General features: G+C 60.5%; 19 protein-coding genes and 1 pseudogene. 13 read left to right on the top strand and 7 right to left on the bottom strand.

What is annotated here, in order from left to right:
* Positions 1–301: 301 nt before the first annotated feature.
* The 6 genes and pseudogenes from E1742_RS11570 to E1742_RS27230 form a co-directional block, all read right to left on the bottom strand.
* Positions 302–2,074, bottom strand: a complete 1,773-nt coding sequence (locus E1742_RS11570) for a hypothetical protein (protein WP_229466733.1) — start codon at positions 2,072–2,074, stop codon at positions 302–304.
* 373 nt (positions 2,075–2,447) lie between these two features.
* Complete coding sequence (locus E1742_RS11565) at positions 2,448–3,779, bottom strand: DNA cytosine methyltransferase (protein WP_134385011.1); 1,332 nt, start codon at positions 3,777–3,779, stop codon at positions 2,448–2,450.
* A gap of 603 nt (positions 3,780–4,382) precedes the next feature.
* A complete protein-coding gene (locus E1742_RS11560; protein WP_134385010.1) occupies positions 4,383–6,083 on the bottom strand; it encodes a DNA cytosine methyltransferase in 1,701 nt (566 codons plus the stop codon).
* 306 nt (positions 6,084–6,389) lie between these two features.
* Positions 6,390–7,002 (bottom strand): annotated as a pseudogene (locus tag E1742_RS26735) (transposase); the annotation flags it as partial.
* A 123-nt stretch (positions 7,003–7,125) separates the two neighbouring features.
* A complete protein-coding gene (locus E1742_RS27235; protein ID WP_307721922.1) occupies positions 7,126–7,635 on the bottom strand; it encodes a tyrosine-type recombinase/integrase in 510 nt (169 codons plus the stop codon).
* Between the two features lie 189 nt (positions 7,636–7,824).
* Entirely contained in the window at positions 7,825–8,418 is a 594-nt protein-coding gene (locus tag E1742_RS27230) for an Arm DNA-binding domain-containing protein (protein WP_307721921.1), read from the bottom strand.
* Between the two features lie 672 nt (positions 8,419–9,090).
* Between E1742_RS27230 and E1742_RS11550 the strand changes: the two genes are divergently transcribed.
* Genes E1742_RS11550 through E1742_RS11540 form a run of 3 tightly spaced genes read left to right on the top strand, consistent with a single transcriptional unit; the run spans position 9,091 to position 10,572 of the window.
* Entirely contained in the window at positions 9,091–9,651 is a 561-nt protein-coding gene (locus E1742_RS11550) for a glycoside hydrolase family protein (protein ID WP_229466730.1), read from the top strand.
* Positions 9,638–10,087 (top strand): hypothetical protein, encoded by a 450-nt coding sequence (locus E1742_RS11545; protein ID WP_134385009.1) that lies wholly within the window; start codon positions 9,638–9,640, stop codon positions 10,085–10,087. Before E1742_RS11550 ends, E1742_RS11545 begins: the two co-directional genes overlap by 14 nt.
* 17 nt (positions 10,088–10,104) lie before the next feature.
* Positions 10,105–10,572 (top strand): hypothetical protein, encoded by a 468-nt coding sequence (locus E1742_RS11540; RefSeq protein WP_134385008.1) that lies wholly within the window; start codon positions 10,105–10,107, stop codon positions 10,570–10,572.
* A gap of 61 nt (positions 10,573–10,633) precedes the next feature.
* Here the strand turns inward: E1742_RS11540 and E1742_RS11535 are convergent, their stop codons facing one another.
* Positions 10,634–11,395: a DeoR/GlpR family DNA-binding transcription regulator gene (locus tag E1742_RS11535; protein ID WP_134385007.1), complete on the bottom strand. Its 762-nt coding sequence runs from the start codon at positions 11,393–11,395 to the stop codon at positions 10,634–10,636.
* 717 nt (positions 11,396–12,112) lie between these two features.
* Between E1742_RS11535 and glpD the strand changes: the two genes are divergently transcribed.
* The 10 genes from glpD to E1742_RS11485 all read left to right on the top strand — a co-directional run bounded on the left by glpD (position 12,113) and on the right by E1742_RS11485 (position 23,203).
* A complete protein-coding gene (gene glpD / locus E1742_RS11530) occupies positions 12,113–13,690 on the top strand; it encodes a glycerol-3-phosphate dehydrogenase (protein ID WP_134385006.1) in 1,578 nt (525 codons plus the stop codon).
* Positions 13,691–13,747: 57 nt separating this feature from the next.
* Positions 13,748–14,848: an ABC transporter ATP-binding protein gene (locus E1742_RS11525; RefSeq protein ID WP_134385005.1), complete on the top strand. Its 1,101-nt coding sequence runs from the start codon at positions 13,748–13,750 to the stop codon at positions 14,846–14,848.
* The gene (locus E1742_RS11520) at positions 14,835–15,932 is read left to right on the top strand and encodes an ABC transporter ATP-binding protein (protein WP_134385004.1); all 1,098 of its coding nucleotides are present in this window, start codon (positions 14,835–14,837) and stop codon (positions 15,930–15,932) included. Before E1742_RS11525 ends, E1742_RS11520 begins: the two co-directional genes overlap by 14 nt.
* Complete coding sequence (locus E1742_RS11515) at positions 15,929–16,819, top strand: carbohydrate ABC transporter permease (protein ID WP_134385003.1); 891 nt, start codon at positions 15,929–15,931, stop codon at positions 16,817–16,819. The genes E1742_RS11520 and E1742_RS11515 overlap by 4 nt, the downstream gene beginning before the upstream one ends.
* Positions 16,820–16,868: 49 nt before the next feature.
* On the top strand, positions 16,869–17,693 hold the full coding sequence (locus E1742_RS11510; protein ID WP_134385002.1) for a carbohydrate ABC transporter permease: 825 nt from the start codon (positions 16,869–16,871) through the stop codon (positions 17,691–17,693).
* A gap of 2 nt (positions 17,694–17,695) precedes the next feature.
* A complete protein-coding gene (locus E1742_RS11505; RefSeq protein WP_134385001.1) occupies positions 17,696–17,980 on the top strand; it encodes a DUF2160 domain-containing protein in 285 nt (94 codons plus the stop codon).
* A 110-nt stretch (positions 17,981–18,090) separates the two neighbouring features.
* On the top strand, positions 18,091–19,782 hold the full coding sequence (locus E1742_RS11500) for an ABC transporter substrate-binding protein (protein ID WP_371860231.1): 1,692 nt from the start codon (positions 18,091–18,093) through the stop codon (positions 19,780–19,782).
* A gap of 78 nt (positions 19,783–19,860) precedes the next feature.
* Positions 19,861–21,366, top strand: coding sequence for a glycerol kinase GlpK (gene glpK / locus E1742_RS11495; RefSeq protein ID WP_134384999.1), 1,506 nt, complete (start codon positions 19,861–19,863; stop codon positions 21,364–21,366).
* A 44-nt stretch (positions 21,367–21,410) separates the two neighbouring features.
* Positions 21,411–21,983: a DUF1287 domain-containing protein gene (locus E1742_RS11490; protein ID WP_134384998.1), complete on the top strand. Its 573-nt coding sequence runs from the start codon at positions 21,411–21,413 to the stop codon at positions 21,981–21,983.
* Between the two features lie 215 nt (positions 21,984–22,198).
* Positions 22,199–23,203, top strand: a complete 1,005-nt coding sequence (locus E1742_RS11485; RefSeq protein WP_307721920.1) for an extracellular catalytic domain type 1 short-chain-length polyhydroxyalkanoate depolymerase — start codon at positions 22,199–22,201, stop codon at positions 23,201–23,203.

Raw genomic sequence — 23,203 nt, 5'->3', positions numbered from 1 at the left:
GGACTGGTTCCTTAGCTTTGGGCTTTCGAGTATGCCATGAAGCATGCCATGCCAAGTGCCTGCATCTGCGGTAGCTCCTTCTGCCGCTGGAGAGCGCTTCTCCTTGAGTTGTTGGATCTTCTTGTCGAGGTCTCGCCCGGCCTGGGGGATGCTACCTTCGGTAGCGCTTGCGAACCCGATGGTGCGGTATAGCGAAGCAAGGAGTACCTCTGAGCTAGCATATTCCGGCGCCGGGCTCATCGCTAGGGCAGAGTCCTTGTACAACTCATGGGAGTTTTGCCATGGCGCTCGTAGGAAGTCATCAAGACTCATCGTTGCTGTTCCTTTCCAATACGACGAAGCCATCCCACGACTGGCCAATATAGGCACCGTCGCCACCAAGAGTAATCCGGGCGTCTTCCAAGGCATTCCTGTCGCGGACAATAGGGCCGGCCAGCTTGGCGCGGGTTGCATCGAGCATCGCTACTACGGTCCGCGGTAGCGACGCCATCGACAACCCGCGTTCTAGTTCCTCCACTGCCTTGAAGAGGTCGTAGGTCAGGGCGATGGGCTGGGCCGAACGGCCCTGGCCGACACGCAAGAAGCGGATGGGTGCTGGTGGACGTCCAGCGCTGGGCGATGGAATCGGGCTAACTGGTTGCGGTTGCACCACAAGTATCGCTTGCCTTTGCCGCGGTGGTAGCGGTTGCCCGAACGTGGTGGTTAGCGAGACTTCAAATCCATGGCTATTGTTCAATAGCTTCTTCACTTGCTGGCCAACCTCGTAAATACGTTTTCCGTGATCCTCCTCGACGACGAGCTGGAAGTTGCGCAGGGTTGCCGCGTCCGCGACAACCGCTGAACGAGTGCAGATACTGCGCCTGACTAGACGGCAGGCGAAATCGCGCAGCGTCCTCTGGACACGTCCTGCGGTGCCCGGCCTTTTGCGTCGCGCCTCTGGAAGGGAAAGGAACTTGTCGGCAGTAGCAAGGCGACTCAGGAGCTCGAGCTCGTTAGAAGACAGTGCCTGCCGCCGGCGCATGAATTCGATCCCGTCTGCTAGTGACCGGCTGAATCTCGAATCAATGTCCCATAGGAATGCTTTGCTCCGACCGCTAACATGCACCTCGAAATCGGGACTCGCGAGCGCCGGGTCCATGGACGCGGAGAGGCCCGCTAGGGATGCCGTGATCGTGGCTGGTAAGTAAGGTTTCCTTCGGTCTTGTAGAAAGTACTGCATACCTCGCAAGGTATTGCCGACACCTTGGTCGAGCTCTCCGATGGCCAGATCCTTGAGGTCTTGGCCCAGCGAGGCAGCAGCAAGGTGATCCCACTGGTGGAATAACGCATGCTGGTAACCCGAAGTAGCAAGGTAGAATAGTGCAGTCAGTTGTTCGCGATGCGGTCGCTTCGCTAGGCGCCCAGCCTCGTCAAGACGTCGCAATCCCGCGGCCCACTCGCACGGCGTCGCCAGTTGATTCGAGGATGCATGGTACTGTCCTGCCAGAAGGTAGGACATCAGGGAGAACAAATCCCGGAAACTCCATCGCTTGCCGCTTCCAAGCTCATGCCAACGTAAAATTTGCAGTAGGGCCGTGCGCTCCTCATGCCGATCAAGCAAGGTCTGGCTTTGGCAGAACGGGCAGGACGTTCCAGCCGGGCATTCGCCCAGAGCTGGCCAATCTGCCGAGTTAGTGGCGTGCCGGACTAACGCTTCAGCGGGCGATGGTACACCTGGAGCTGGTGCAACAAGCAAGGATTCCGCGTCCATCGGCCAAATGGCGACCTCATTGTGGCCCGCTAGTGGCCAGCACGAAGGCGCGTCTGAGGAGAGGCCAACGGCACGAGTTATGTCTTCCAGGAGCAATTGCTCCTGGATCTGGCGTCTTTCCAATGCCAGGATAAGGGCGTCGTCGAGCACCCCTCTATTCACACAGCAAAGGTATAGTGATGTGGAGGTGGGATCGAGCATACTGGACAGTTCATCGAGCAGGAGCTGCGGAGCAGTCTTCCCTTCCCCACTGGCGGTGACAGTCGCATCCTGCACGATGTCCAGATCCAGTGTACGACTTGAAAGGAAGTGGTCCAAGTTCACGCGTACTCTTCGCGGGACAGGCTGGCCCGCCGGCGGATGGAAATCCAGTGCGATCCTCGCCACGAGGGCGCCCGAGGCTCCTAAAACCTCGTCGAGGTACTTGATTGTGTGCTCGACCGCCTCCGTCTTTCCATTCCCTGGACCGCCTACTAGCAAAAGGATGCGGGGGGTCCCGGAAGACGCTGATGCGATCTCATCCGCCCATGTTTCGAGCTTGGTTATAAGTCGAGTCCGGAGAAGTTCCCTGCCGGGCCGGCCGCTGAGTTCGTCGAATAGCCGTTTGACCCCGCCGGAATGGTTACCGGCCCATTCGATCAGTTCCCCCGGAAACCTTGTGCTACCTATCTGTTCATGTTCCACCAGCTGGCTCCTGTCATGCTATCGAAATACGCTGTTGTATTAGTGCAAAACTTGGCGGCGATTGTGCCTTCCCAGTGGATGCTTCGCGAATAGCCGACACGATGGCGAGGCCGATCATTCTTCCGAGAGGCGGAGGTACTGCATTGCCTACCTGCGTGTAACGCGGACATTCCTTGGTTCTTAGGTGGCCCCCGGTCGTGAACTTTCCGCGGAACCGGAACCAGTCGGGAAAACCTTGCAACCGGGCGCATTCCCGCACAGTGAGGATCCTAGGTTCCGCATAGTGGAGTACGTCGTCCGGTAACGTCGTTATCGTCGGCGCCGGTTCGTTGGGAGCCATCGGATGAATTCGTTGCTTTTTCAGCCCATGGCGTGCGAGGCTTGCACTGTCCATGCGGACACCGCGCCTACACTCAGCCAGGATCATTGCAAATCGCTCACGGATTTCGGTGCCATGGCGCGCCAGCCGCATGCTGTTCATGGCGTTGTCAGTGCAATCGAGGTGCATCAAGCGCTGGTAGGCAGTCTTCGGCCCAGCATATCTAATTTCCTCAAACGGACCCCGCGATTCCGGATCGATGCACGGTTGGCGAATGGCGCCGTCGGAGCGCAAATCTGATATTGCATCGCTAGCAGAAATTGCCCTGTGGGCTGGAAGGCCCATCTCCGCTAGATGTGCCAAGCGCCCCTCCTCTAGCAAGGAGAATACGCGCTTGATGCCGCCGGGCAGGCGCCTGGCTAGCTTCTTTTCTAGCCCAAGCACGATCAGTCGTGAACGCTTCTGCGGGACGCCATATTGTGATGCATCCAATATCTGCCCGAGCACTTCGTATCCCGCTGCCTCGAGCCCGAGCTTCAGCTTGTCGTAGTACGACTGTACCGCCTGGCCCCCGCTATCGCACGCCCGTTCGTCGGGGGAGTGCGCAATGCGCATGCCAGGCACGTTCTCCAGAATAAGTGCTTTGGGCTTAACTGCGTGGACGAACTCGATGTACTTTTCGAATAACTGGTTACGCGGGTCGGACTCCAGGCGACGCCCGGCCATGCTGAAGCCCTGGCACGGTGGGCCGCCTGCAAGCACATCGACTTGTCCTGCAAGCTTGGATATGTGGGCATGATGGGTTTCAAGAAGCTCGTCAATAGGCCAAGCGCGCTTCGCAAGCCATGTGGGCCACGCGAAGGGTGGCACCGGACCATCTTTTTCTCTAAGGAAGTTTTCAGCAAAAGTCTTGAACGCCATCGCGTCTCGCTCGACAGCGAATAGTCCTTTGAGTCCCGCCAGTGAAAGCCCGAGCGATAGCCCACCGCAGCCCGCGAAGAGATCAACGAAACGATATCGGTTCATGCTGACTAGCCTTCCTGTGTTGACAGCCAGCAAGGTCTAGATTGCCCTCTCGCGTCCCACACTGGATGAAGCGTCGGAGTCGAGAACAGCTCCGCGCTAGCTGGGGGTGCATGCCGCGCAAGGCTATCGCACGCGACTGATACATGTTGCGCTATAAGCGGAGGTAAACGGTGGGCTAGAGGTTGCAAAGTTAGATTTGCTTTCCAAGCTATTGTAGACTTTTACGTTGCCTTTGCAGGGAAGCGATCTCGCCACTGGTCTTAAATACAGGCGAGTGCACAAATACAGACATCGGCATTGATCTCAAGCATTGTAAGCTACTTCTGATTGGAGAAACAGCTAGAACGTCCTGTCCATGATGCAATAATAGTTGATAGAGACCATGGATCGGGGGCGAGTTACCCGGGAGGATTCCTGCTAAGCAGGTTGGACGCTATCAACTGTTTGTCTCGTTTGCGCACCCTCTGGGTACTGCTAGGGCTCCTGCCTCATCGGGAGGGTTCCCGCGTTAATGAGGGGGTGCCTATGTCCGCCACCGCACGGCTGTGTTGTCTCTCAGCGGCAGATCCTTTTTCTCCGTCTCGTTGGGACGCGACTAATCGGCTACGCAGCTTTCTTCAACACGGTTGCCCGGGCACCTTCATATCCCTGACTGTACTGCCGCAGGAGCGCTTGGATAATCTCGCCGAGCGCATGGCCGAGGAGTGGGGGCACGGCATTGCCTACCTGAGTGTATTGCGGCACCTCGTACTTACGTTTGTGCCCCCCCGTCGTTGTTTTCGACCGGAAGACGAAGTTGTCGGGAAACGACTGTATCCTTGCCATCTCCCGAACTGTTAGCGTGCGAAGGCCGTCCAGCGACTCTAGGAAATGGCACGTGTCGTCAGGTATAGATAGCGCCGCTGGCGCTGGATCGTCGCCGACGAGGGCTCGCTGCGATCGCTTGCCAGTTCGAAGCGCTATCACGAATGCCTCGAACACGTCCTTGGACTGGCACTTGTAAAACGGCGCCCCGGCAGTCAGGTAGAAGCGCTCACTCGCGATTTTTTCCCAAGTATCGTCTTCCAGGCTGTCCAGCTCTCCTCGAAGCATTTTAATAACGGCGACGGCGTGGGGCGAGAACTTGCCCAGCTTGCTAAGCACTTGGTAGATCCGGAAGCGTGCCTGGACATCGAAACGGTGCACTCGCTTGTCGTGATTAGCCACCTGATCGCGCGCCAGGCACGTCCCAGGATGTTCTTGCACCACTCTTCCAAGGAGATCGTTAATTCGTAGGACATAGGGGGATGGGCTTAGCTCTTGAGAGTGAAGGTCGTCGATCGCCTCTTTGACCGAAGGAGCGGAACGGTATTTCGCTAGGCTCTCCAGGAAAGTTCCGTCAAATGCTGTTGGAACCTTTGCCGCGTCATGCAAGGGGAGGTCCTCCCTGGTTACGTCCTGTTCCTGCCTCACCTTTGCGAAGAAGTTTTCCGACGAATGCAACAGATTGCGGTCCCTTTCGCCCATTTGGCGAACTAGGCAATCATAGACGTCCCGGCGGAACGCGAGCATGATGAATCTTGTACGGTTCTGCGCCACGCCAGCGTTCTTTGCATTGACATGCAAGCAAACTGGTACGTATCCGCCTTGCGCGACTCCCGCCTCGTCGCCATCCATGCCGATTTGCGCGAATGCCTTAGCAACCTCCACCCATGCAAAAACCTGCTTTCCAGCCACTTGAAAGGGTCTCAGAATGCCAGTAACGTTCTCGAGCAGGGCAAACTTCGGTCGTGTAAGCTGTACGAATTTCGCAAATTCCCAAGGCAATACGTTGCGTGAATTCGAATACTCACGCATCCCAGCCATACTGAAGCTCTGGCAGGGCGGGCCGCCAGACACCAGATCGATATTTCCCTTTCCGAATCCGTCGCGAAGCCGTTCAAGCGCCATTCTATTGTGAGAGGTCTTGAGCCAGGCGTTAAGCTGACGTACATTCCCGACAACTAATGAGCCTTCAAGGTCCAACCCGGCTTCGTGCAGGTCGCTATGCCCGTCCCCAACCGCAGGATAAAGGTAGGGGTTTTCACGCAAGCGCGAACTAAGGTCATCCGCTGCGAACCTGCTGCTTAGCCACTTAGTTTTTTGGCTGTAGGACGTGTCTAGCCTTGGCTGGACACTCTCGCTAAGGTCCTCGCCTAACAAATTGTACGCGAACGTTTCAGCCGCCATGGGTGACAGTTCGTTGGCTAACAACATTTGACCGCCGGCAGCTCTGAGACCGAGGGATAGACCTCCACAACCCGCAAATAATTCTATATATTTCATATATTTACAAACACTCGCACACCAGACATAGCCAAGCTTGCATTTTACCAAGGTCAACCGTGGAAAGGGGCCGCTTCGTCGAGCGCGGCCGCACATGTGCCAATGCTAGTCGACGGAAATGAAGCTGTCCAGGTCGCCCGTAGGGCCTGGGATGGGCATGATGCATGGGCGCCACTGAGGGCAACGACCCAATAGCTCCGATCCCAAAAGACCGACTGTTCGCATATAGTCGTGGGAGTGACGTGTCAATCAGCTATCCTGCAGAGCTGCTGTCAGTAAAGCAACAGTTCCGTTTCCTCCATCATGGTGGCCGGCGTCGCCCAGTGCAACCTTCTCGTCGCCATGCAACAGCGCGTGTGCCCGCGTTGTGTCGGTCACGTGCTAGCCGTCCCGATGACTGGGTGGTAACAGAAGCTGCGTCAACGCCGATGTGAGCGTTCATGGCGAGTTGCCGGTCATCGCCTCCTCGGAACTGGTGCATCTCGGGATCGCGCCTGGAGCCTTGTTCTTCGTCTATGGCGATGCGGCAATCAATGTCGCATCGGCGATAGTCCGCTCACGCATCGTCAGGCATTTTTCGGCGAGGTGTTAGTTGATCGCATCGATGATCTGGCGCGTCAGTTCCTTCGATTCGAGCAAGGGCGACACTCTCGCAGCGTTGTCGCGTCTGGCGCCGACTCGCGACCGAGAGTCGATACTACAAAGCACTAAGGGTCTCGCTGTCGTAGAACGTATTCTCGATTCCTCGTCAGGCAAACCGATCCATTGCTGGGGCACAAACATGCGAAGCAATCGCACAGTGCGATTGGCGGCTAACACCCTTCGACTTTTGGATCCAACGGCATCACGTCTTGTGCAATCTACCCCACGGGGTCACGCCGTCGATCCCAGCCAGGAAACAATCATGTTTTAGCCGGATTACATACCGCGACCACGATAGCCGGAAAAACGGGCCATTTTTAGAAAATTTGGCCGGTTTTTAAACGCGCCCTGATTAAATAGGCACGGACTGACATCCCGAAATGACTGGGGCGTCACTCTGTCACGCGAGTAATTTCAGGGCTGGCACCGGTTGAAAAGACAGAGCTGCCTGTTCAAGAATCCACTCTTCAATTTTCTCGTGATGAACCCTTAACAGGTCGAGCGGCCGAATAGTGTAATGTTTTTCAGCAGTTGCGCTCGGCTTATGCCCCATGATTTGAGCAACAACACCTGCAGGCACCTCAAGCCATTCAGTCAAGGAGCGGAACGAGCGTCTAAGTCCATGGAGAGTGAGCCCATCGATGCCGACGATTTGGCCTACGGCCGAGAGGGCATGGTTAGGGCTTGAGATCGGGCGGCCACCAGCGCCCGAAAAAACCCATTCTGATTTCTTCGGAAGCGCTTGTATAATTTGCGAAAGATAAGGCGTCAGCGGGATAGTTCTATTCCCTTCGACCTTGTCTTTAATGGTAAGGCCTCTCCACCGAAGATTGATGTCTTCCCATTTAATCGAAAGTACCTCCCCGGGACGAGCACCCGTCAACAAGATGGTTTGCAGGCTGGCAGCCACAACCGGATTCTTCAAGTTCCGCACAGCGCAAAACCAAGCAGCTAACTGTTCCCGATGAAGTACATCGGATTTGACTTGGGCCTTACCGAGTGCCTCTCTGCTCTTTTTGGTCTTCGCCGGGTTAGCAGTTGATACGAGCTCCGCATACTGGGGATGTTCGGCGCACCATCCTAGGAACACTTTGAGCAGTCACCATGCTAATCTGGCGGCAGTTGGCCGTACCTTCCCTTCTCGCTGAGCCCATGCTTCAATGGTTGCTGCGTCAAGTGACGAAAGACGCATAGCCATGAATACATAGAGAGGTCCCTCAATCGTCACGCCACGCCCCCGCGTTCCACGGGCAGAAGCTGTTCCGCCTGCCTTTGATTTCGCGATATGGTCGCGGTAGTGGCGATCGCCCCACATTTCTCGCCGCGCGTGGATGTACTCAGCCCACGCCACCGCGACGGTGACTGCCTCTACACGATTTCGCTCACGCTTCGCGGTATCTGCGGCGATGATCTCGGCTTTCACTAGTCGCGGATCCCGGCCGTCATCAACCATGGCCTGAAGTTCGCGGGCCTTGACCCGTGCCTCTGCAATGCTCCGAGCGGTGATGCCGCCGATCGTCATGCGTAGCGTACGGCCCTGATATTCACTCTGAAATATATATGCCGAGGCACCCCGCGGTGTGGCACGTATGCCTAAGCCCGGCGCTGTCGAGTCCCAAAGGAATGCCTGGGACTTGCCCTCCGGGCACCTGAACTCAGCTAGCCGGCTTGCGGTGAGATTGATTTTTGCCATTGCGAGGATGTAACGGTGGTTGTAAGGGGTTTTGAAGAATGAAGATCAATGGCGGTCAACAACAAGTTTAGAAAATGCGATGTAAGCACTTGATTTTTATAGATTATAGCCGATATCGTCAATGCCTTGCAATCGCAATCAACGCGATTTCCAGCGGACTCATAATCCGTTGGTGCCCGGTTCGACTCCGGGGAGGCCTACCATTCCTATCGTCAGTGCGTTTTTTTGCCCACGAAATGGGCGCGTCCAGCTCGCGCTGACTCAGGTCTTGACGCTTCTGCTGTGTTCATTGCTAGCGCCTGATGCGCGTAGCGTCAAAGAACCATCCTTTCCATGCAAGAACCAAGCGGTTCTTACTTCTGACGAATACTGACGTGCAATCGAGGTGCAGCACTGAGACCAGATTGGGCAAGCCCAGTTTCTCGGCACTCGCGTGGTAATACTCGGCTAGATGCAGCCCGGTTCGAGTTCCGTCGAGAAATCCAGGGACGGGCAAACGCTCTCTCCAAATTGAATTTATCCTCTGTTTCGATGAGGCTGCTCTTGGCTGTTCGAGCAAGCCTTTAGCTTTCCCGAGTGCCGTGAGAATGCCTGATCGAGCTGCCAAGTTCTTGAGGAATGTCATTCGTTAGCGCTGCTGTTGTGATAGCTTGTTATTCTTTCTGGGAGGGAATGATGGCATCGTTAAAGCGGACTTCGGTAACTTCGCCAAACGCGGGCATGACCATGAGCAGCATGGCTCGCGCCAGAATGCGCGCCACCGAAAAGGTTATGCTCAGATATTACAACGACATGGGAAAGCGAAAGGGCAATTGTACTTGGGGCATCGGGTTTTATGCCCACAAAGGAATTTGCAGCGAGGACGAGTTGGCGCGAATGGTCGATGCTGCATCGGTGGATATTGAGTACGGGAAGCGTATAGCCGAGGCCGAGCGGCGCATAAAGCTGAAGGTTCGTGTCGCGCTGACTCAAGATCAATTTGACGGGCTGGTAAGCTTCACGTACAACACAACCAACGTGGCAAACCAGCCAGTTTATGATGCACTCAATGGCAAGAATTTTCCTCGCGCTGCCCAGATCATGTCTGATTCTGTCTATGTCAGGCTCAAAGGAAAGAAAAAGCTGGCTTCCGGGCTCGTTGCACGGCGTGCAGAGGAAAGTGCACCATTCCACGCGGTCAAAACAAATGCTGCAGCGTCGAGCAAACAGGAGGAAGTTCATGGCCCTAATTAAATATACGTATAAGCGCCATTCCACGGCTATCTTCGCAGCCATAGTAATACTGGCGTCCTTCTTCTCGACTTGCCAGGCTGTGGAAGCCAATTTCCTGGTGGGTGAATGGCGGTTGGTAAAGGTGCTGGATTCAGTCGCTATCACAGCGCTGGACGATAAAGCCGCAAGAGCGCTTCTCGGTCAATCGATCAGGATACGCCCGGATGGCGCCATATTCGGAAAAGAAAAGTGTCAGCCAACCGAGTTGGAGGCTTTAGATGTTGAGCCGAATATTTATCTTGCCAGCGAGGCTGGAATCGATAACTCCAAACTTAAACTTCCGAATCCGGTCACTGTTTTCGATATAAGCTGTGCGACTGTTTTTGTGAAAAACAGGAATCGCATGGTCGTGACGTGGGGCGGCTATTTCTTCGACGCTGTGAGAGCCCATCGGTAAGCTGAGTCGGAGCTGCCATGCGATATTCCCCAGTTTGCGGCGCGTTAAAACGCGCAATTTTGATCGTAGCCGCCATCATTAATGCAGCGGTGCCAGCGTTGTGGGTGGCACCGCCTGCATACGCGGCCAGCGAAGCCGAAAGCGTATTAGGGCGGTGGCGCTTTACCGTCCCACTGGATTCTGCGGAGATAACTGCGCTCGATGACCGTGAGGCGGGAGCCCTGGTGGGGCGCATCTTTACCATCACCAAAGATCGGGTGGCGTTCGGTCGTCGCGACTGTGGTGCTCCCACACTGGACGTCATGCTGGTTGAGCCGACTTTGTATCTTCGCGAGCAGGCCCACGCGAGTTCGGAAAATCTGCACCTACCGAATCCGGTGAAGGTTGTTGACCTTGGCTGCACTGTCGCGTTCATCAAAAGCCATAACAAACTGACGATATTCTGGAAGGGCTGGTTCTTTGATGCTGTCCGGGTCCGGCGCTAATGTCTTCAATTAGGTAAGCGCTGTCGGGCGGCCCGGCAGTGTGTTCTGTAAATTCGCTTTTCTATTCCGCCCCAGCCACGATCACCTCCACCCCAGCCTTCTCAAAAGCCTCCGCAGCCTCCGCCGGCACCGGCAGATCCGTAAAGAATTTATCCACCTGCGCAATGCTGCCAAGCCGGACAAGCGCATGCCGCCCGAACTTGGTGTGATCGGCCACCAGCCAGACCTGGCGTGACTGCTCCATGATCGCCTGCGTCACGCGCACTTCGCGGTAGTCGTAGTCGAGCAGCGTGCCGTCGGCTTCGATGCCGGAGACGCCGATGATGCCGATGTCGACCTTGAACTGCCTCATGAAGTCGATGGTGGCTTCGCCGACGATGCCGCGGTCGCGCTTGCGGACCAGGCCGCCGGCAACGATGACTTCCGCGTCGTCGCAGCCGGACAGGATCGAGGCCACGTTCAGGTTGTTGGTTACCACGCGGATGCCGCGGTGGTGCAACAGCGCTTTCGACACTTCTTCCGTTGTCGTGCCGATATTGATGATCAGCGAGCGGCCGTTTTCCACCTGCGCCGCGGCCAGCTGGCCGATGCGGCGCTTGGCATCGCTGTCCATTACGCGTCGCTGATCGTAATCGATGTTTTCCACCGTGGAAGGAATGCTGACGCCGCCGTGGTAGCGCGCCAGCAGGCGCGCGTCTTCCAGTTCGCGGATGTCGCGGCGGATCGTCTGGGTCGTCACGCCCAGGATGCGGGCCAGGTCTTCTACGGAGGTGTCGCCGTGCTGGCGGATGTGGTCGAGCAGTCTGCGGTGGCGTGGTGTCATCGGCGAATGGTGAGCTGAAGCGTGAAGGGCACTGTGGCACCGCGCTGGCTGCCGGACGTGTTCATTATAGTTCACCTCGTGGTGTGCTCGACAATGCAGGCGGCCCGCAAGTCCACCGAAGGGGTACATGTTGGGAAAAGTGAACATAGTTCCCAGCTTAAGCGAACATAAACGAACCAAAACGCAAAAATTTTGTTGTTCGCAATGTGGAAATATGTACAATGAACTCTCGCTGGTGCAACTTCTGATACAGCGTTGCATGCGAGCGAGTGAGGCGCAAAGTTGGGAAATGCAGCTGGGATGCGCAGCTGCCAGCAGCTGTCGGTCGCTCCAAGTCGGGAACAGGCACCTTTCTCAGGGTCGGAGATCCCGGGAAACGAGCCAGTCCCGAGCGGACCGGAGGCCGCCGGTTGCAGCGCAGCCGGGCAGTCGAGGCAGCGAGCAGCGAGACCGCTTGTATCAGTGGAGAGGCGACCGCGGCAGCTGACGCAAGAGGCAACCAAGGCGGCCAAGGCAGCCAGGTAGCCAGGTAGCCAGGTAGCCAAGGCAACCCGGCAGCCGCTCTAGCAAAGCCAACGCCAAGCGCCAGCAAAAATAAAACGATAAGAGACAGGATATGAACAAAAACGACCATATTCGCGCCACAAGTTCCACAAGTTGCACGCGTCCGGCCCGCGCCAGCGGCACACCGGGCGACGCGTGCAGGTCGGTGCAGTGATGGCGCAAGCTTCGGAAGCGCGCATCGACTGCGACCTGCTGATCGTCGGTGGCGGCATCAATGGTGTCGGCATTGCGCGCGATGCCGTGGGCCGCGGCTTGCGCGTCGTTCTGTGCGAGCAGCACGACTTGGCGCAGCACACGTCGTCGGCCAGCACGAAGCTGATTCACGGCGGCCTGCGCTACCTGGAATATTACGAATTCAAGCTGGTGCGCAAGGCGCTGCAGGAGCGCGAGGTGCTGTTGCGCACGGCGCCGCACATCATGTGGCCGCTGCGCTTCGTCATGCCGCACGATGCGGCGCAGCGGCCGTCGTGGATGATCCGAGCGGGCCTGTTCCTGTATGACCATCTGGCGCGGCGCGAGTTCCTGCCCGGGTCTGAAGGCATCGCGTTGCGCGGCCATCCGGCCGGGGCGCCGTTGAAGGGCAGCTTCAATAAAGGCTTTGTCTATTCGGACGGCTGGGTCGACGACGCCCGTCTCGTCGTGCTCAACGCACTGGACGCCAGCGAGCGCGGCGCCACCATCCTGACGCGCACGCCGTGCACGTCGGTGCGGCGCGACGGCGACGGCTGGCATGCCACCCTGGACAGCGCCGAGCGGGGCCGCATCGAGGTGCGGACGCGTGCCATCGTCAATGCGGCCGGTCCGTGGACGGGCCAGTTCGCGGCGGCCGCGCTGAGCGCGGGGCGCAGCTATGGCCTGCGGCTGATCAAGGGCAGCCACATTATCGTGCCGCGGCTGTTCGAGCATGACTACGCCTACATCTTCCAGAACCCCGACAAGCGCATCATCTTCGCCATTCCCTACCAGGACGAATTCACGCTGATCGGCACGACGGACCTCGAATACAAGGGCGAGCCGGGGCGCGTGACGATCAGCCCGGAAGAGACGGTGTACCTGTGCGAGATGGCCAACCGCTATTTCAGCCGGCAGATTTCGCCGCAGGATGTGGTCGGCACCTATTCCGGCGTACGCCCTCTGCTGGACGACAATTCCAGCCAGGCGTCGGCGATCACGCGCGACTACCTGCTCGAATGCCCGGACGATGCGCCGCCCTTCCTCAATATCTGGGGCGGCAAGATCACCACGTACCGCAAGCTGGCCGAGGAGGGTGTCGGCATGCTGCTGCGCCGCCTCGGCAGCGATGCGCCCGACTGGACGGCCAAAGCGCCGTTGCCCGGCGGCGACCTGCAGTTCCCGGGCATGCTGATCGAGCGCTACGACTTTGACGGATTCCTGCGCCGCTTCCAGGGCCGCCATCCGTGGCTGCCGCCGAAGCTGGCGCACCGCTACGCGCGCAATTACGGCAGCCGTGCCGAAAAGATGCTGGGCGACGCCATCAGCCTGGCCGATCTGGGCACCGAGCTGTCGCCGGGTGTCTATAGCCGGGAAGTGCAATACCTCATGCAGGTAGAATGGGCGCGCAGTGCGGAAGACGTGCTGTGGCGTCGCACCAAGTGCGGCCTGCACAGCAAGCCGGCGGACATGGAACGGCTGCAGCAATGGATGACGCAGCAATCGGCACCGGAGCACGGCAGTCCGGATTACGCCATGCGGCAATCCGCAGGCAACTGAGCTTGCAACTGAGCAGTAAAATAAAGAAAAAAGCGGCAACAAGAACAGGAGACAGCAGTGAAACTGCAGCTGAAGGATATTAGCTTGCGGGTCGGGGCAGAGACGCATCTGTACGCCCTCGACCTGGAACTGGTCCCGGGGACGATCAACGTCCTGCTCGGGCCCACGCAGGCGGGCAAGACCACGCTGATGCGTGTCATCGCCGGGCTCGATCGCCCGACCGAAGGCCGTGTGCTGGTCGATGGCAAGGACGTCACGGGCGTGAGCGTCCGCGACCGTAATCTCGCCATGGTGTACCAGCAGTTCGTCAATTATCCGGCCATGTCGGTGTTCGACAATATCGCCGCGCCGCTGCGCCTGCAGCGCCGGCCCGACGCGGAAGTGAAGCAGCGCGTGACGGAGATGGCCGAGAAGCTGCACATCAGCCATCTGCTGCAACGCCTGCCGGGCGCATTGTCCGGCGGCCAGCAGCAGCGCTGCGCGCTGGCACGGGCGCTCGTCAAAAAGGCGCCGCTGGTGCTGCTGGACGAACCGCTCGTCAATCTCGATTACAAGCTGCGCGAAGAACTGCGCGCCGAACTGGCCTCGCTGTTTGCCGATGGCGCCACCACCGTTGTCTACGCCACGACCGAGCCGCAGGAAGCGCTGCTGCTGGGCGGCCAGACCGTCGTGATGGACGCGGGCCGCATCCTGCAGACCGGCCCCACGCTCGACACCTACAGCAAACCCATCTCGATCCGCTCGGCCGCCATCTTCAACGACCCGCCGATGAACGTGCTGCCCGGCCGCATGGAAGACGGCCACACCGTGCGTCTCGACGACGGTCCCGTGCTGCGCATCGGCGGCCCTGCGCTGGCGCTGGCCAAGGGCCAGCCGTGCAAGGTCGGCATCCGTTGCCACCACGTGGCACTCAAACCGGGCACGGCCCAGGTGAATAGCCTGGACTGCACGGTCGACCTGTCCGAATTGAGCGGCTCGGAAACCTATGTCCACCTGCGCGTGGGCGGTGCCGGCCTGGTGGCGCAGGTGCCGGGCGTGCATTCGGTGGCGATCGACGCGAAGGTGCAGGCCTGGGTCGATCCGCAGGAACTGTTCATTTTCGATGCGGACGGCGCCTTGCTGCGCGCACCGGGGGAGGCGAGCCATGGCACGCATTGAATTCCGTAACCTGGGTCATGCCTATGGCAAGAACCCGCAGCAGCCATCCGACTTCGCGCTGCAGCCGATGAACATGGTGTGGGAAGACGGTGGCGCCTATGCGCTGCTGGGCCCCTCCGGCTGCGGCAAGTCGACGCTGTTGAACATCATCTCGGGCCTGCTGGTGCCGTCGCACGGCCAGGTGCTCTTCGACGGCAAGGACGTGACGGACACGCCTACGCGCGGCCGCAACATCGCGCAGGTGTTCCAGTTCCCCGTGCTGTACGACACGATGACGGTGTACGACAACCTGGCCTTCCCGCTGCGTAACCGCAAGGTGCCGGAAGCGGAGGTGCACAAGCGGGTGCACGAGGTGGCGGAGATCCTCGGCATGAAGGATGCGCTGAAGGTGCGCGCCAGCGGCATGTCGGCCGATGCGAAACAAAAGATCTCGCTGGGCCGCGGCCTGGTGCGCAAGGACGTCTCGGCGATCCTGTTCGACGAGCCGCTGACGGTCATCGACCCGCACCTGAAATGGCAGCTGCGCCGCCAGCTCAAGCAGATCCACCAGCAACTGAAGCTGACACTGATCTACGTGACGCACGACCAGGTCGAGGCGCTGACATTTGCCGACGAAGTGGTCGTCATGACGGACGGGAAGATCGTCCAGAAGGGGGCGCCCGATGCGCTCTTCGAGCGGCCCGACCACACCTTTGTCGGCTACTTCATCGGCAGCCCCGGCATGAATTTCTACCCCGTCAAGCTGGACGCGGCGGACACGAACGGCATCTTCATCGGCAGCGACAGGCTCGCGCTCGATCCGGCGCGCGTGGCGCAACTGAAGCGCGCGCAGGGCACGCTGTCGATGGGTATCCGGCCCGAATTCATCGAACTGGCGCCAAGCGGCGCCGAGGGCGCGCTGGAGGCGGAGATCCGCCACGTGCAGCACCTGGGCACGTGCCAGCTGGTGACGGGAACGATCGCCGGCCATCCGCTGAAAGGCAAGCTCGATACGTCGGTTCCCGTGCAGGCGGGCCGCCACTGGCTGCGCCTGGCGCGTCCCGAAACCATCTTCTTCTGCAACGACGAAAGGATCGCGCAGTGAACAAGCCCTATAACAACAAGGCCTGGTTCTTCATCCTGCCGGTGTTCGTCTGCGTCGCGTTCTCCGCGATCCTGCCGTTGATGACGGTGGTGAACTACTCGGTGCAGGATATTCTCGGCCCCGGTCAAAGCGTGTTTGTCGGCCTCGAATGGTTCCGTGAAATCATGCGCGACCCGGAACTGCACGCCGCGCTGGCGCGCCAGTTGATCTACTCGCTGTGCGTGCTGCTGGTGCAGATTCCGCTCGGGATCGCGCTGGCCCTGGCAATGCCGTCGAAAGGCTGGAAGTCGTCGCTGTCGCTGGTGCTGCTGTCGATGCCGCTCTTGATTCCGTGGAACGTCGTCGGCACCATCTGGCAGATCTTCGGCCGCGCCGACATCGGCCTGGGTGGCCATGGCCTGCAGATGCTGGGCATCGACTACAACTACACGTCGCACACGCTGGATGCGTGGCTGACCGTGCTGCTGATGGACGTCTGGCACTGGACGCCGCTGGTGGCACTGCTGGCCTTTGCCGGCCTGCGCTCGATCCCGGATGCCTACTACCAGGCAGCGCAGATCGACGGCGCCAGCCGTTGGGCCGTGTTCCGCCATATCCAGCTGCCCAAGATGCGCGGCGTGCTGATGATCGCCGTGCTGCTGCGCTTCATGGACAGCTTCATGATCTACACGGAGCCGTTCGTGCTGACGGGCGGCGGGCCCGGTAACTCGACCACGTTCCTCAGCCAGTACCTGACGCAGAAGGCGGTCGGCCAGTTCGACCTGGGCCCGGCGGCGGCGTTCTCGCTGATCTACTTCCTGATCATCCTGCTGTTCAGCTTCGTGCTGTACAACTGGATGCAAAAGGCCGGCAACAGCAACAACAGCGCGGAGAGCGACCATGCCTAGAGACCTGCAAGACGTGGCGGTCGGCTCCCCCATCCAGCGGAGCACCCCGATGAGCCAAGCTTTTGTGAAGAACAACCGCATCCCGCGTGGCGTGATGATGATCCTGTACGTCGCGTTCACGCTGGTGCCGCTGTACTGGATGCTCAATACGTCGCTCAAGACCAACGAGGAAACGCTGTCCGTCTTCACGCTGTGGCCGCAGAACCTCACATGGGACAACTACAAGACGATCTTCACGGATCCGTCCTGGTACGGCGGCTACATCAACTCGATGATCTACGTGGCGATGAACACCACGCTCTCGCTGCTGGTCGCGCTGCCGGCGGCCTACGGCTTCTCGCGCTACCGCTTCCTGGGCGACAAGCACATGTTCTTCTGGCTGCTGACGAACCGCATGACGCCGCCAGCCGTGTTCCTGCTGCCGTTCTTCCAGCTGTATTCGACGGTGGGACTGATGGACACGCACATCGCCGTGGCGCTGGCGCACATGCTGTTCAACGTGCCGCTGGCCGTGTGGATCCTGGAAGGCTTCATGTCGGGCATCTCGCGCGAGATCGATGAAACGGCGTATATCGACGGCTACTCGTTCCCGCGCTTCTTCCTGCAGATCTTCCTGCCGCTGATCAAGGCCGGCGTGGGCGTCACCGCCTTCTTCTGCTTCATGTTCAGCTGGGTGGAGCTGCTGCTGGCGCGCACGCTGACCTCCGTGGACGCCAAGCCGATCAGCGCCATCATGACCCGCACCGTGTCGGCCGCCGGCATGGACTGGGGCGTGCTGGCCGCCGCCGGGGTGCTGACGCTGGTGCCGGGCATGCTGGTGATCTGGTTCGTGCGCAATCATATTGCCAAAGGTTTCGCGATGGGGAGGGTGTAACGATGGAGTGGTCATTTGCATGGATGGCGTGGACGATGCCGGTAGCCGTCTTCTTCGGCTGCATTGCACTGATGCTGGTGGGGATGACGGTGCTGGAACTGCGCTGGCCGACTGTCGAACGCAAGGGCTTCCTGCCGATGCGCACGACACGCGGCGACCGCCTGTTCATCGGGTTGCTGACGGCTGCCTACATCAACCTGGCCTGGGTCGGCTTCACGGACCTGAGCCAGTGGATCGGCACGGCGCTGGGGTTTGCCGCAATGGCGATCATCATGGCGAAAGCGTAAGCGAAAAGTAGTACCGGGTTTTTCCGAAAAGACGACGACAAAAACGTGGAGAAGACATGATTCAAACTAAGCAAGCGGTTTTCAAGCTGGGCGCCATTGCCGTCGCCGTGATGGCCATGAGCGGCAACGCCCTGGCCGACAGCAAGTCGGCCGAAAAATGGATCGACAGCGAATTCAAGCCCAGTACCCTGAGCCGCGCGCAGCAGCTGGAAGAGATGAAATGGTTCATCGGCGCGGCCAACAAGCTCAAAGCCAAAGGCATCAAGGAAATCCACGTGGTGTCCGAATCGCTGGACACGCACGTGTATGAATCGAAGGTGCTGGCCAAGGCGTTCGAGGAGATCACCGGCATCAAGGTCGTGCACGACGTGATCCAGGAGGGCGACCTGGTCGAGAAACTGCAGACGTCCATGCAGTCCGGCAAATCGATCTACGACGGCTGGGTCAACGACTCGGACCTGATCGGCACGCACTACCGCTATGGCCAGACCGTCGTGCTGTCCGACTACATGGCCGGCCCCGGCAAGGAGTACACCAATCCAGGCCTGGACCTGAAGGACTTCATCGGCACCAGCTTCACCACGGCGCCGGACGGCAAGCTGTATCAGCTGCCCGACCAGCAGTTCGCCAACCTGTACTGGTTCCGCGCCGACTGGTTCGCGCGCAAGGACCTGCAGGCCAAGTTCAAGGCCAAGTATGGCTACGACCTGGGCGTGCCGCAGAACTGGTCGGCCTACGAGGACATCGCCAGCTTCTTCACCAACGACGTCAAGGAACTCGACGGCCGCAAGGTGTTCGGCCACATGGACTACGGCAAGAAGGATCCGTCGCTGGGCTGGCGCTTCACCGATGCGTGGCTGTCGATGGCCGGCGCCGCCGACCGGGGCCTGCCGAACGGCCTGCCGGTCGATGAGTGGGGCATCCGCGTCGCGGCCGACAAGTGCACGCCGGTGGGCGCGTCCGTCGCGCGCGGCGGTGCGACCAACTCGCCGGCCGCCGTGTATGCGCTGACCAAATACCTGGACTGGATGAAGAAGTACGCGCCGCCCCAGGCACTGGGCATGACGTTCTCGGAGTCCGGTCCCGTGCCGTCGCAAGGCCATATCGCCCAGCAGATCTTCTGGTACACGGGCTTCACGGCCAGCATGACGAAGGCCGGCCTGCCGGTTGTCAATGCGGATGGTACGCCGAAGTGGCGCATGGCGCCCGGCCCGCACGGCCCGTACTGGAAGGATGGCATGCAGAACGGCTACCAGGATGTGGGCTCGTGGACCTACCTAAAGAGCACTCCGCCTGACCGCCTGGCCGGCGCGTGGCTGTACGGCCAGTTCGTCACGTCGAAAACCGTGTCGCTGAAAAAATCGATCGTCGGCCTGACCTTTATCCGCGATTCCGACATCCGCTCGAAGGCGATGACGGACATGGCGCCGAAGCTGGGCGGCCTGGTCGAGTTCTACCGCAGCCCGGCGCGCGTGGCATGGACGCCGACCGGCAACAACGTGCCGGATTATCCGAAGCTGGCGCAGCTGTGGTGGAAGAACGTGTCGACTGCCATCTCCGGCGAGAAGACGCCGCAGGGCGCAATGGACAACCTGGCCGACGAGATGGACAAGATCCTCGGCCGCCTGCAACGCGCCGGCATGGCCAAGTGCGCGCCGAAGCTGAACGACAAGAAGGACCCGGCCACGATGTTGACCAACAACGCCGCACCATGGGCGAAGGTCGCCAACGAGAAGCCGAAGGGCGAGACGATCCCTTACGACCAGCTGCTGAAGGCCTGGCAGGCCGGCAAGGTACGCTGATCGTTGTTCCACCCCGCGCGGCGTATTCGTTCCCGGATGCGCCGCGCGTTCCGTTTCATTTTGAAGGCAGGATCAGACATGGCCTATCTACTGGCTCTGGACCAGGGCACCTCGAGCTCGCGCAGCATCGTCTTTCGCGACGGCGCGGTGGTAGCAACGGCCCAACAGGAATTCACGCAAATCTTCCCGCAACCCGGCTGGGTCGAGCACAACCCCGACGAGCTGTGGCAAAGCCAGCTCGCCACGGCGCGCGAAGTGCTGGCCAAGGCCGGCCTGAAAGCAGGTGACATCGCCGCGCTCGGCATCACCAACCAGCGCGAGACCACTGTTGTGTGGGAGCGCGCAACGGGGCGCCCCATCTTCAACGCCATCGTCTGGCAGGACCGAAGGACGGAGGCGCTGTGCCAGAAGCTGCGCACCGATGGCCTGGCGGACAAGATCCGCGCCAAGACGGGCCTCGTGCTGGACCCGTATTTTTCGGCGACCAAGCTGAAATGGATCCTCGATAACGTGGACGGCGCCCGCGCCCGCGCCGTGCGCGGCGAGCTGGCGTTCGGCACCGTCGATGCCTGGCTGGCATGGAACCTGACGGGCGGACGTGTCCACGTCACCGACGTCAGCAACGCGGCCCGCACCATGCTGTGGAATATCCACGAACGGTGCTGGGATGCCGAGCTGCTGGCGTGGCTCGATATTCCCGCCGCACTGCTGCCCGACGTGCATCCGTCGAGCCACCTGTTCGGCATGACGGACGCGCAGTGGCTGGGCGGCGAAGTCTGCATCGGCGGCATGGCCGGCGACCAGCAGGCGGCCCTGTTCGGCCAGGCGTGCTTCCAGCCCGGCATGGCCAAGAACACCTACGGTACCGGATGCTTCATGCTGCTCAACACGGGCAGCGAGTGCGCCGCGTCGAACAATGGCCTGATCAGCACCGCCGCGTGCGAGGCGAACGGCGTGCACCAGTACGCACTGGAAGGCAGCGTGTTCATTGGCGGCGCCGTCGTGCAATGGCTGCGCGACGGCCTGAAGGCCATCAAGCAGGCCAACGAGATCGAAGCGCTGGCCGCGTCGGTGCCCGATGCCGGCGGCGTCGTCTTCGTGCCGTCGTTCACGGGGCTGGGCGCGCCGTACTGGGTGCCGTCCGCCAAGGGGGCGATGTTCGGCCTGTCGCGTGGCACCACGGTTGCGCACATCGCCCGCGCAGCACTGGAATCGATCGCGTTCCAGAGCGCCGCATTGCTGCAGGCGATGCAGCGCGACGCCGCAGCACCGATCACGGAACTGCGCGTGGACGGCGGCGCCTGCGCCAACTCGTTGCTGCTGCAGTTCCAGGCCGATTTGCTGGGCATTCCGGTCGTGCGCCCCGTCGTCACCGAGACGACGGCGCTGGGTGCTGCCAGCCTGGCGGGACTCGCCGCGGGCGTCTACCGCGGCACCGACGACCTGGCCGCGCAGTGGCGCGTGGACCGCGTCTTCGAGCCGGCGACAGGACGCGAGGAAGCTCTTGGCCGCGTGCAGGGCTGGGAGCAGGCGATCGCGCAGTTGCGGTCGGGATGTGCCGAATCGACGGCCTTTGCCGGGTGACGCCACGCTGGGGTATCATTGCCGTTTTGACAAACGGTTTCACGATGGCCCCTCGCTTGTTCCTGTTGCTCGCCAGCCTGGCCGCTCCCCAGCTGTTTGCCGCCCCCGCCGAACAGCTGGTCGCGGCAGCCCGCACGCAAATTGGCGTGACGCTCCGCTATGACGGCAGCTACCAGCGCATCGCCTATCCCGATGGCGACGTTCCGCTCGATCGCGGTGTGTGCACGGATGTCGTCGTCCGCGCCTACCGCGCACTGGGTGTCGATTTGCAGGAGCGGGTGCACGAGGATATGCGCGCCGCCTGGAAAGCGTATCCCGCCAACTGGGGGATGAAGGGACCCGACCGGAATATCGACCACCGCCGCGTGCCCAACCTGGCGGTGTTCTTCGGTCGACATGGGGAGACGGTCAAGCCGTCGACGAAGGCCGCGGATTACCGGGCCGGCGATATCGTCACCTGGCGTTTGCCGCAAGGGCTGCCGCACATCGGCATCGTGGCCGACCAGGTATCGCCAGGCGGTACACCACTGGTGATCCACAATATCGGCGCGGGCACGCAGCTCGAAGACGTGCTGTTCGACTTTCCCATCACCGGCCATTACCGTTATCGACCGTAATGGGCGAGACGTTGCCGGACCGCGGGGGCAGACCCGGCGAGTCCGACCCCGGCCCTTGCGATGGCCATGGCAACTCTCTCCCGGCCCCGGCGAACCGCTGCAGCGCAGCATTCCACTGCGGCAGCCCGCGATCCCGGAAGTAGCCCAAATTCCCCAGTGCAAGGCGATTGATCGTTATTTAATTAATGGTGCAGCGCAGCAATATGCGATAATGGATGGAAACATCGGAGACGCCGATGACGAATCAGGTATCAACAATGCTGCTCACAACATTAATCGATGCATGGACGGCCCTTGCCTTTGGCAGCGGAGCCCAGCCATCGCAACCCGTCCGGGTAGCGCGCACAAATCGTCGCGCAACCGGGCGGTTCTCTACCGGCCTCTATCGCAACGGCGCCGGCAACCTGCGCTACAAGCTGTACGTACCTGCGAGCTACGACGGCACGCCCATGCCGCTCGTGGTCATGCTGCACGGCTGCCGCCAGAATGCCGACGATTTCGCGCGCGGCACCGCCATGAACGAACTGGCCGAGCAGTTCGGCTGCCTGATCGTCTATCCGGAACAGTCGCGCGGCGCCAACTGGCATGGCTGCTGGCAGTGGTTCGACAAGGCCCATCACGAGCGCGGTCATGGGGAGCCCGCGCTGATCGCCGGGGTCACGCAGCAAATCATCGACAACTACGCGGTCGACCGCGCGCATGTCGGCGTTGCCGGCCTGTCGGCCGGTGGTGCGATGGCCGTCATCATGGGGCGCACTTATCCCGACCTGTTCACGGCCGTAGGCTGCCATTCCGGCCTGGCGCACGGCAGTGCGACCAGCGGCCACGATGCGATGCTGGCCATGCGCAACGGCGTTTGCGTGGCGCCGCCGCAATCGCTGGCGGCGAACGGCCTTCCCATCATTGTTTTCCACGGCGACAGGGACAAGACGGTCCACCTGAACAACAGCGACTGCGTTGTCCGCCAATCCATCGCCGGCGGCCCGACACCGGCGACCGGCGTGGCGCAAGTCGTCCATTCGGCGCCGGCGGCGGCGGCCCGGCATGCCTACACGCGCACCGTCCATCGAAGGATAACGGGCGAAGTGCTTGCCGAACAGTGGACCGTCCATGGCGCCGGTCACGCGTGGTCCGGTGGCAGCGGGCGCGGGTCCTATACCGATGCCGACGGACCCGACGCCAGCCGGGAAATGCTGCGCTTCTTTATCGCCAGGCGCTGA

This window comes from Pseudoduganella plicata (assembly GCF_004421005.1).
Taxonomy (GTDB): Bacteria; Pseudomonadota; Gammaproteobacteria; order Burkholderiales; family Burkholderiaceae_D; genus Rugamonas; species Rugamonas plicata.
The sequence above is the reverse complement of the archived record's forward strand: the minus strand, read 5'-3'. Positions and strand labels throughout refer to the sequence as shown.

Excerpts from the sequence above, each read along its gene's own strand:
- E1742_RS11565 (WP_134385011.1), bottom strand. The coding sequence starts at position 3,779 with ATGAACCGATATCGTTTCGTTGATCTCTTCGCGGGCTGCGGTGGGCTA.
- E1742_RS11560 (WP_134385010.1), bottom strand. The coding sequence starts at position 6,083 with ATGAAATATATAGAATTATTTGCGGGTTGTGGAGGTCTATCCCTCGGT.
- E1742_RS27230 (WP_307721921.1), bottom strand. The coding sequence starts at position 8,418 with ATGGCAAAAATCAATCTCACCGCAAGCCGGCTAGCTGAGTTCAGGTGC.
- E1742_RS11550 (WP_229466730.1), top strand. The coding sequence starts at position 9,091 with ATGATGGCATCGTTAAAGCGGACTTCGGTAACTTCGCCAAACGCGGGC.
- E1742_RS11545 (WP_134385009.1), top strand. The coding sequence starts at position 9,638 with ATGGCCCTAATTAAATATACGTATAAGCGCCATTCCACGGCTATCTTC.
- E1742_RS11540 (WP_134385008.1), top strand. The coding sequence starts at position 10,105 with ATGCGATATTCCCCAGTTTGCGGCGCGTTAAAACGCGCAATTTTGATC.
- E1742_RS11535 (WP_134385007.1), bottom strand. The coding sequence starts at position 11,395 with ATGACACCACGCCACCGCAGACTGCTCGACCACATCCGCCAGCACGGC.
- glpD (WP_134385006.1), top strand. The coding sequence starts at position 12,113 with ATGGCGCAAGCTTCGGAAGCGCGCATCGACTGCGACCTGCTGATCGTC.
- E1742_RS11520 (WP_134385004.1), top strand. The coding sequence starts at position 14,835 with ATGGCACGCATTGAATTCCGTAACCTGGGTCATGCCTATGGCAAGAAC.
- E1742_RS11510 (WP_134385002.1), top strand. The coding sequence starts at position 16,869 with ATGAGCCAAGCTTTTGTGAAGAACAACCGCATCCCGCGTGGCGTGATG.
- E1742_RS11505 (WP_134385001.1), top strand. The coding sequence starts at position 17,696 with ATGGAGTGGTCATTTGCATGGATGGCGTGGACGATGCCGGTAGCCGTC.
- E1742_RS11500 (WP_371860231.1), top strand. The coding sequence starts at position 18,091 with ATGGCCATGAGCGGCAACGCCCTGGCCGACAGCAAGTCGGCCGAAAAA.
- glpK (WP_134384999.1), top strand. The coding sequence starts at position 19,861 with ATGGCCTATCTACTGGCTCTGGACCAGGGCACCTCGAGCTCGCGCAGC.
- E1742_RS11490 (WP_134384998.1), top strand. The coding sequence starts at position 21,411 with ATGGCCCCTCGCTTGTTCCTGTTGCTCGCCAGCCTGGCCGCTCCCCAG.
- E1742_RS11485 (WP_307721920.1), top strand. The coding sequence starts at position 22,199 with ATGGAAACATCGGAGACGCCGATGACGAATCAGGTATCAACAATGCTG.